Annotated in this window: 5 protein-coding genes and 2 pseudogenes; all 7 read right to left on the minus strand. The window is 70.4% G+C overall.

Annotation, left to right across the window (positions count from 1 at the left end; genetic code table 11):
- Positions 1-246 (minus strand): annotated as a pseudogene (locus ACWCSD_RS45845) (rod shape-determining protein RodA); the annotation flags it as partial.
- Positions 243-2,291: a penicillin-binding protein 2 gene (mrdA, locus tag ACWCSD_RS45850; protein ID WP_397163099.1), complete on the minus strand. Its 2,049-nt coding sequence runs from the start codon at positions 2,289-2,291 to the stop codon at positions 243-245. The gene mrdA and the pseudogene ACWCSD_RS45845, both read right to left, overlap by 4 nt.
- Positions 2,288-2,752: a rod shape-determining protein MreD gene (gene mreD, locus ACWCSD_RS45855; RefSeq protein WP_352328456.1), complete on the minus strand. Its 465-nt coding sequence runs from the start codon at positions 2,750-2,752 to the stop codon at positions 2,288-2,290. Before mreD ends, mrdA begins: the two co-directional genes overlap by 4 nt.
- 90 nt (positions 2,753-2,842) lie before the next feature.
- Positions 2,843-3,721, minus strand: coding sequence for a rod shape-determining protein MreC (gene mreC / locus ACWCSD_RS45860; protein WP_352328455.1), 879 nt, complete (start codon positions 3,719-3,721; stop codon positions 2,843-2,845).
- Positions 3,721-4,752, minus strand: a complete 1,032-nt coding sequence (locus tag ACWCSD_RS45865; RefSeq protein WP_352328454.1) for a rod shape-determining protein — start codon at positions 4,750-4,752, stop codon at positions 3,721-3,723. Before ACWCSD_RS45865 ends, mreC begins: the two co-directional genes overlap by 1 nt.
- A gap of 273 nt (positions 4,753-5,025) precedes the next feature.
- Entirely contained in the window at positions 5,026-5,436 is a 411-nt protein-coding gene (gene ndk / locus ACWCSD_RS45870; protein WP_449924936.1) for a nucleoside-diphosphate kinase, read from the minus strand.
- Between the two features lie 166 nt (positions 5,437-5,602).
- Positions 5,603-6,118, minus strand: a pseudogene (locus ACWCSD_RS45875) (hypothetical protein); the annotation flags it as partial.

Consider the following 6,118-nt stretch of genomic DNA (forward strand, 5'->3'; position numbering starts at 1 on the left):
ATGGTCGACCATCGCCACCACGGCGCACAAGGTGACGCCGATGACCTCGTTGAGCAGGTGCTTCTTGACCAGCCCGGTGGCGCCGGGCGCCCACGTGCGGGTCGAGGACCACACCAGCAGGGTGCCGATCAGGCACAGCCCGGCCACCGCGACCAGCATCAGCCCGTCCATGCGGCGCACCACCGAGTGCTCGCCGATCGCCCGCTGGATGAGCGAGGGCCGCCGCGCGGCCACGGCGCGGTTCATTGGTGGATCACCGTCCCGTCGGGCGCGAACTTCGGCAGCTTGGTCGGGAGTCTTCCGCCGGGCACGGCGGCCGGCTGCCCCTTGAAGCCGTAGATGCCCTCGTAGATCTCGCGTGCGGCCGGCGCGGCGGTCGAGGCGCCCATGCCACCCTGCGACACCATGACGACCACCACGAACTGCGGATTGTTGGTGGGCGCGAACGACGCGAACCACGAGGTGTCCTTCTTGCCCCACACCTCCGCGGTACCGGTCTTGCCGCCGATGCGCACCTTGTCCATCGGGAAGCCGGTGAACGCTCCCGCCGCGGTGCCGTCGGAGGGCACCTGGCTCAGCGCGTTCTTGATGTAGTTACGCTCCTTGTCGCTGATCGGCAGCTTGCCGACCACCGGCACGTCGATGGTCTTGACCACCTTGCCGTCGGGCCTCACCTGCGCCCACCCGATGCGCGGGCTGCGGACCTTGCCGTCGCTCACCAGCGCCATGTACGCCCGCGCGAGCTGCATCGGCGTCACCAGGACGTCGCCCTGGCCGATGGCGAAGTTGGCCGAGTCACCGGGCCGCAGCAGGAAGCCCTCGGTGCAGTTCTCCAGGGCGAGGCGTTTGAGGAAGTCGGCCCGCGCCCGGTCCTTCTCCTCCGGATATCCCTTGCGCGACCGCTCGCAGCTCGTGGCGCTGGTGCGGTTCCACAGGTCCTTCTTCCAGGCCCGGTCGGGGATGCGCCCGGAGGACTCGCCCGGCAGGTCGACCCCGGTCGGCCGGCCGAAGCCGAAGGCCCTGGCCGTGTTGGCGAACACCTCCTTCGTGCGCTTCTTCGGGTTGCGCCCGCCGTCCTTCAGGTACTGCTCGTACGCCGCCCGGTAGAAGATGGTGTCGCACGACTTGACCAGCGCCGTGTGCAGGTTCATCTGCCCGAGGCCGATCCCCCGGAAGTTGCTGAAGGACCGGTCGCCCACCATGTACGCCCCGGGGCAGTCGTACGTGCCGTTGAGCGGATACCCAGCCCGCAACATCGCCGACACCGACGACACCTTGAACGTCGAACCGGGCGCGAACTGCCCGTTGATCGCCCGCGACACCAGCGGCTTACCCGACTTGTCCGACAACAGCCACTGGTAGCCCTTGGCCGAGATGCCACCGGCCCAGATCTCCGGGTCGTACCCCGGCGCGCTGGCCACCGACACCACCCGCCCGGAACGCGCGTCGAGCACCACCGCGGCGCCGCCGTCGGCCCCGGGCGCGCTCTTCATCGCGTTGGCGAGCGCCTTCTCCGTCACCGCCTGCACCCGCGCGTCGATGCTGGTCACCAGGTGGTCGCCGGCGACCGGCGGCACCTGCTCCTCGACCCCGAGGGCCTTGCCCATCCGGTCGACCTGCACCCTGCGCAGCCCCGACTTGCCACGCAGCGCGTCGTCGTAGACGTACTCGATGCCGTCGCGCCCCGCCAGGTCGACACCGGAGAAGCTGGCCTTGAGCCCCTCGCGCTTCTCCAGCTCCGCCTCGGTCACCGGCTGCAGGTAACCCAGCATCTGCGCCCCGGCCCGTCCGCCCGGGTACTGCCGGACGGAGTGGATCTCCGCGGTCACCCCCGGGAACTCCTCCTGCCGCTCCAGGATCTGCAACGCCTCGCGCGTGTCCACCTTCTCGTCCAGCGGAACCGGCTGGTAGGGCGACCCCGTCCAGCACGGCTTGCCCACCCCCGGCCCGCAGGGCGTGATGCGCTGCCGCAGGTCCTTGACCGGCCGGTCGAGCACCGAGGAGAGCCTGCGCAGCACGCTCATCCCCCCGCCCGGCATCCTGTTCAGCTTCGTCCGGTCGACGGACACGACCAGCGCCGTCCTGTTGCGCACCAGCGGACGCCCCGACGAGTCGAGGATCTGCCCCCGCACCGCGGGCACGATCACCGTGCGCGTCCTGGTCTCCATCGCCCTGGTCACGAACTCCTGGCCGCGCACGACCTGCACCTGCCACAGCCGTACGGCCAGCACGACGAGCAGCAGCACCACCAGGACGTGCAGCACCAGCAACCTGGTACGCATGCGGATCATGTCGAGTACCTCGGCTGTCTCCCCCGGGTGGCCAGCCAGATCACCACCGGCGCCACGATGAGCGTGTAGAGAACGGTGACGGGCACCTGCTGGGTCAGCGTCGCCAGCGACACCCGCGGATCGGACAGCAGCCCGGCCACCCCCACGGCCACCAGCGGCGCGATCAGCACACACAGCACGACGGTCGTCGCCGGCCCGCCCGCGCCGCGCCCCGCCACATAACCGACCACGGCCAGCACGAACGCGTACTGGCCCATCAGATGCGCGGTCGGCGGCACCAGGTCCACCAGCAGCCCCGAGAAGAAGCCGACCATCGCCCCCGCCACCGGTCCGCGCTCCAGCGCCATGCCCACCACCGCCAGCAGCACCAGGTCAGGCGCGCCGCCCGCCGGCAACGGCAGCCGGTTGACCAGCATGACCTGTGCCAGCAACGCCAGCACCACGACCATCGCCCCGATCACCGCGCCTCCGTCCCCGCCGAAAGCAGCACGCTTCTCATCCCCCGATCACCACGCCAGCAGCGGCCTCGCCGGAGGCCGTGCCGTCGCCGATCACCGCGCCCCCTCCTTGACCGGCAGGACCGCGTCACGCGGATCCCGCTTGGGCCCTTCGACCACCACGCCGACCACGTCGAGCGCCGTCAGGTCGGCGAACGGCCGGGCGTAGGCGATGCGGGTCAGCTCCCCCGGCGTGGACTCCACCCGCTCGATCACCCCGATCGGCACCCCCGGCACGTACGGCCGCCCGTTCTTGGAGCCGAAGCTGACGATGCGACCGCCCCGCTCCATCGGCGCCGTCGAGTCGAGCAGCCGGAACTGCACGAGCCGCCCGTTCTCGCCCACCCCGTGCACCACGCCGATCTCCTGGCCGCCCTCCAGCCGCCCCCCGGCGGCCGAGGCGGGGTCGCTGAGCAGCACCACCGTGGAGGTGGCCGACGAGGCGTGGATGACCCGGCCGACCAGCCCGTCACCGTTGAGCACCGTCATGTCGGGACGCACCCCGTCACCGGTGCCCACGTCGATCTGCACGCTGTCCTCGAACCCCGGCTGCCCGCGCCTGGCCACCACGTTGGCCGTGACCACCTTGTAGCCGCCGGTGCCGGAGAGGCCGAGCAGCTTCTTCAGCTCCGCCGAGCGGGTGGCGTCGAGCGTGCTGGAGGACAGCCCGGCCCGCAGCCTGGCGTTCTCCTCCTGCAGCTGCTCGATGTGCCGCTGCGCGCTGGGCGCGCTGGCCAGGGCGTGCAGGAAGCCGCCGACGGGACGCACCACGCCCCCGCCGAACCGCTCGGCCGCGCCGAACACCCAGGACCCCGCCGAGCGCAGCGGACGCAGCGGTGAGCTGTCGCCCGCACGATGGTCGATGGTCAGGACGACCAGCGCCGCCATCAGCAGCACTCCCAGGATCAGCCGGGCCCGGCGCGAATCTCTCATCAGTGCCGCGACTCCGGAACGAGCACCTGCTGCAGGGCCTCGAACTCCTCGGCGCACTTGCCCGAGCCGATGGCGACCGAGTCGAGGGCGTTCTCCACCAGGTGGACGGGCATGCCGGTCTCGGCCTTGACCCGCTCATCGAGCCCCTTGAGCAGGGCACCGCCGCCGGTCAGGGCGATGCCGCGGTCCATGATGTCGCCCGACAGCTCGGGCGGGCACTTGTCGAGGGTGGTCTTCACCGCGTCGACGATCGCGTTGACCGGCTCCTCGGTGGCCTTGCGGATCTCCTCGCTCGACACGATGATCGTCTTGGGCAGCCCGCTGATCAGGTCGCGCCCCCGCACCTCCGCGTGGGTCTCCTCGCCGTTGGGGCAGGCCGACCCGATCGCCATCTTGATCTCCTCGGCGGTGCGCTCGCCGAGCATCAGCGAGAACTCCTTCTTGGCGAACGTGATCACCGCCTGGTCGAGCTCGTCGCCGCCGATCCTGATCGACTGGCTGGTGACCACGCCGCCCATCGAGATGATGGCCACCTCGGTGGTGCCGCCGCCGATGTCGACCACCATGTTCCCGGTGGGCTCGTGCACCGGCAGCCCGGCCCCGATGGCGGCGGCCATCGGCTCCTCGACGATGTAGACCTTCCTTGCGCCGGCCTGGTATCCGGCTTCCTTCACCGCGCGCTGCTCGACGCTGGTGATGCCGCTCGGTACGGCGATGATGATGCGCGGCTTGGCGAAATGGCGTCGTCTGTGCACTCGTTGGATGAAGTAGCGCAACATCCGTTCGGTGACGTCGAAGTCGGCGATCACGCCGTCCTTCAGCGGGCGGACCGCGACGATGTTGCCGGGCGTACGACCGATCATTCGCTTTGCCTCGATGCCCACCGCCACGATCTTGCCTGTGGTGGTGTTGATCGCTACGACTGACGGCTCATTGAGCACGATGCCCCGGCCACGCACGTAGACCAACGTGTTGGCGGTGCCCAGATCGACCGCCATGTCACGGCCGAGAAACGCGAGCTTGCTGCCCATGGGGAACGGAGCCCTCCGTATCGTCGTTCGCGAATGACTACGGATCGAATTCGAATCGTAACGTGACGTACCCACCAGTGAGCGCAATGAGCCCTCGCGCTCCACAAAAATCTCCAGCCCCTACCTCAACCTGGATTTTGCCCGAATTGCACCCACACGACCGGATCAACTGCGCCCGCGCCTGCCAGACTCGGTGAACGCTACAACCCGCAGCCGACAAAAAGACGCGCCCGCACGGCATGAAGCCAGCGGGCGCGCGGGTGAAGCTGACTGCTAGAAGCGGTCGGGGAAGAAGATCTTGATCTCCCTGGCCGCGGACTCGGGCGAGTCGGAGCCGTGGACGACGTTCTCGCCGATCTCCAGGGCGTGGTCGCCGCGGATGGTGCCGGGGGCGGACTTGACCGGGTCGGTGGCGCCGGCCAGCGCGCGGAAGGCCTCGATGGCGCGCGGGCCCTCAAGGACCAGGGCCACGAGCGGCGCCGAGGTGATGAAGTTGACCAGCTCGCCGAAGAACGGCTTCTCGGCGTGCTCGGCGTAGTGCGCCTTGGCGGTGTCGGCGTCGAGGGTGCGCAGGTCCATCGCCACGACCTTGAGGCCCTTGCGCTCCACGCGGGCGATCACGTCACCGATGAGGCCACGCTTCACCCCGTCGGGCTTGATCAGGACAAGAGTGCGCTCGGACACGTGTGGTTCTCCTTTGAACAGATTCGGGTCGCGGCTACGGGCGCCTGGCCTGACAACGAGGGCGCTCCGCGGGACACGGGCCCTCGCGTCGCCATAGCCGTCGCTCAGCTTACCGTCCGCACCCACACCCTCGTCGCCACAGGCATGACGCGCGCGGGCGAGGACTTCAGGACCGCTCGCCGTCCTCCGGCGAAGGCGCCTGCGGCGGCACCGCGGGCACGGGCTCGGCGGGCTCGTCCTCCTCCGGCGCGGGAGAGCCTTCTGGAACGACCGAGCCCCACGTCGTGACCGGCTCCTGCGCCGCGGCCCCGCGCTCACGACCGGCCCCGACCGCGACCGCGACCTCCGCCGGCTCATCACCGGACGACGACTCCTCCTCCCGGGACGGCCGCCGCCCCATCACCGCCGCCAGCACGATCACGCCCACCAGCAGGAAGCCGCCGATCAACGCCCACCAGTGCAACGCGCCCACGAAGCTGTCGACCAGCTCCTGGCGCGACCCGACCCCTTCCAGCATCCACATCTGCACGCCGGTGCCCAGCAGATAGCCCGCCAGCACCCCCGCGACGCCCAGCGACAGCCCGAACGCCGCCGCCCCGATCCCGACCTCGCCGAGCGTGGCCGTGACCGCCGCGGTGGCGCCCACCGCGAGCAGCGGGAAGGGCACCGCCCGCACGAGCCC

The sequence above is a fragment of the Nonomuraea sp. NPDC001684 genome (assembly GCF_053596515.1).

What these genes read in the sequence shown, in the direction of transcription:
- ACWCSD_RS45865 (WP_352328454.1), bottom strand. Translation starts at nt 4,752, where the DNA reads ATGGGCAGCAAGCTCGCGTTTCTCGGCCGTGACATGGCGGTCGATCTG.
- mreC (WP_352328455.1), bottom strand. Translation starts at nt 3,721, where the DNA reads ATGAGAGATTCGCGCCGGGCCCGGCTGATCCTGGGAGTGCTGCTGATG.
- mrdA (WP_397163099.1), bottom strand. Translation starts at nt 2,291, where the DNA reads ATGATCCGCATGCGTACCAGGTTGCTGGTGCTGCACGTCCTGGTGGTG.